The sequence below is a fragment of the Streptomyces europaeiscabiei genome (assembly GCF_001550375.1).
GTDB classification, from domain to species: Bacteria; Actinomycetota; Actinomycetes; order Streptomycetales; family Streptomycetaceae; genus Streptomyces; species Streptomyces europaeiscabiei.
Map to the genome: position 1 here is coordinate 1 of NZ_LRTR01000205.1, position 2,053 is coordinate 2,053.

At 71.3% G+C, this 2,053-nt stretch carries 1 protein-coding gene and 1 pseudogene; both read right to left on the reverse strand.

Annotated elements, in window-relative coordinates:
• On the reverse strand, positions 1 to 749 hold a 749-nt coding region (locus tag AWZ10_RS09920; protein ID WP_244172451.1), incomplete at its 3' end, for a protein kinase.
• A 388-nt stretch (positions 750 to 1,137) separates the two neighbouring features.
• Positions 1,138 to 2,053 (reverse strand): annotated as a pseudogene (locus AWZ10_RS09925) (serine/threonine protein kinase); the annotation flags it as partial.

The following is a 2,053-nucleotide window of genomic DNA, read 5'->3' on the forward strand; positions in this document are numbered from 1 at the left end:
GAGGCCCCGCGCGCCCCGGGAACGCCACCGGGCGGCACCGGGTCATGACGCGGACCCTGCCCCCGGCCGGACCCCACGGCAGGCACTCCCGCACCGCCGCCGGGAGCCCCGGGCGGACTGTCCTCGAACTCCCGCACGGGCACGGGGTCGTACCCGCACAACGCCTCTTCCGCCGCCCCGGCCGCCAGCCCGGTCAGCATCACCCGGCCGTCGTCGCAGACCAGCACCGTGCGGGCGGTGATGTTCCGGTGGACCCAGCCGTGGGCGTGCAGTGCCCGCAGGGCGGTGAGCACGTCGGAGGCGATCTCGGCCGCCCGGTACGGGGTCAGCGGCTGCTCCGCGAGCAGCGCGGCCAGGGCCCGTGCGGACACCAGTTCGCTCACTATCCACAGCGAGCCGCCCTCGGCGAACACGTCGAAGACCTGGTCGAGCCGCGGGTGGTCGGGGATCTGAGCGGCGGCCTGCGCGGCCTCGATGGCCCGCCCCACAGCCGGGTCCGTGGACCGGCGCGTGGTCCGCGCCGCACCCCGACGCCCTCCGCCGTCCCGCGCCACATACCCCTCGGGCAGCCCGTCCGCATCGAGCATCTCCGCCTCGACGACCTCGGGCAACGGCACCTGGCGTACCAGGACTTCCTGTCCACTGTAGGTGTCGAAGGCCCGGACCTCGGAGGCGAGTTCGTACTCGTCTGAAGGTGGCAGCGGCAGGCGATAGCGGTCGGCGAGTACTCGCCCCGCGTATTCGTCCACAACGCCCTCCCCCGGCCGCCCGGTTGGTCAATTCCGTTCGCCTTGCGCCCTGTTCCGCTCTGGATGCGTAAGGTCCGCAGCCCTTCACGATACGTGCCGGAGGCAACTCACATTGACTCGATGCGATATCTCGTTCGTCTCGAATGCACTCGAACGCATCCGATCTTCCCCGGAAGACCCGTCCCCGAACTCACCCGGCGGGCACAAGTCCCGAAGCCGAGCTCACATCGAGGGAACTCGCCCCGACCCGCGCCCCCGCACGCCCCCGTACGGCACGCCGAGCTGAGGCACGAAACCGCACGCAGCCACAGCTCCGAGCGCACCGGCGCACAACACCCCACCCACGCGCGCCCCTGCGCACACCCTCACGGGCGGGGCGTCCGGCGCCTCACGACTTCGGCCTGAACGTCTTCGTGAACGTCCGCCATGTGTCCTTGCGCAGCTCACCGCTCCACTTCGACGCCTTCGCGGTGTACATCAGCGCGTATCCCTGCTGGGAGTCGACGACGAATCCGCGGTCGATCGACCGGTACTTCGTTCCGCTCTCCACATAGGTGAACTCCCAGTCGGCCGCGTTCCAGCCCCGGTAGTCCACCGCCTCTATTCGAACCCGCTTGTACTGCGAACGCACCATGTACCGCTCTTGGTTCTTCCAGTCCGCGACCGGGTCGTTCTTCGGCGTGGTCGTCCAGGCCACGAGCAGCCGCTGCCCGTCGGGGCCGGAGAAGCGGGCGCCCGCGGCGTCCGTCGACCGGTACTTCCACCCGTCGGGCAGCCCGATCGAGAACCCCTGGCTGCCCTTGTACGTCTCGGTCGCGATGTTCCCCGAGCCGCCGGAGCCGTCACCGTTCACCGACCCGCTCGACCCGCCCGAAGGGCTCGGCGAACTGCCCCCGGATCCGCTCGAACCGTCGGTTCCCTCCGTCGTGTCACCGTCCGGACTGGGGTCGGACCCCTTGCCCTTGTCCTTCTCCTTGCCCTTGTCGGCGTCCTTTGTGTCGGCGTCGCTCCCCGACGCCGACCCGCTGGACGCCACCGCCTTGTTGCCGGCGCCCTTACTGTTGTCGGAACTGCCATCGTCACCGCCGAGGGTGAGCGCCAGCACGGTCCCGAGGACGGCCAGCACCACGGCCACCGCGATGACGGCCAGCGTCCGCCGCGACACCACGTCCGTGATCGGCGCCCTGGGCACCGACCGCGGCGGCAGATCCGGCGGCGGCACCTGGGGCCATCCGGAGGTCCGCCCCGCCGAACTGGCGTTCCCCGTGCCGACGCCCGCGCCCACACCGGCGCCGGCGGCACGC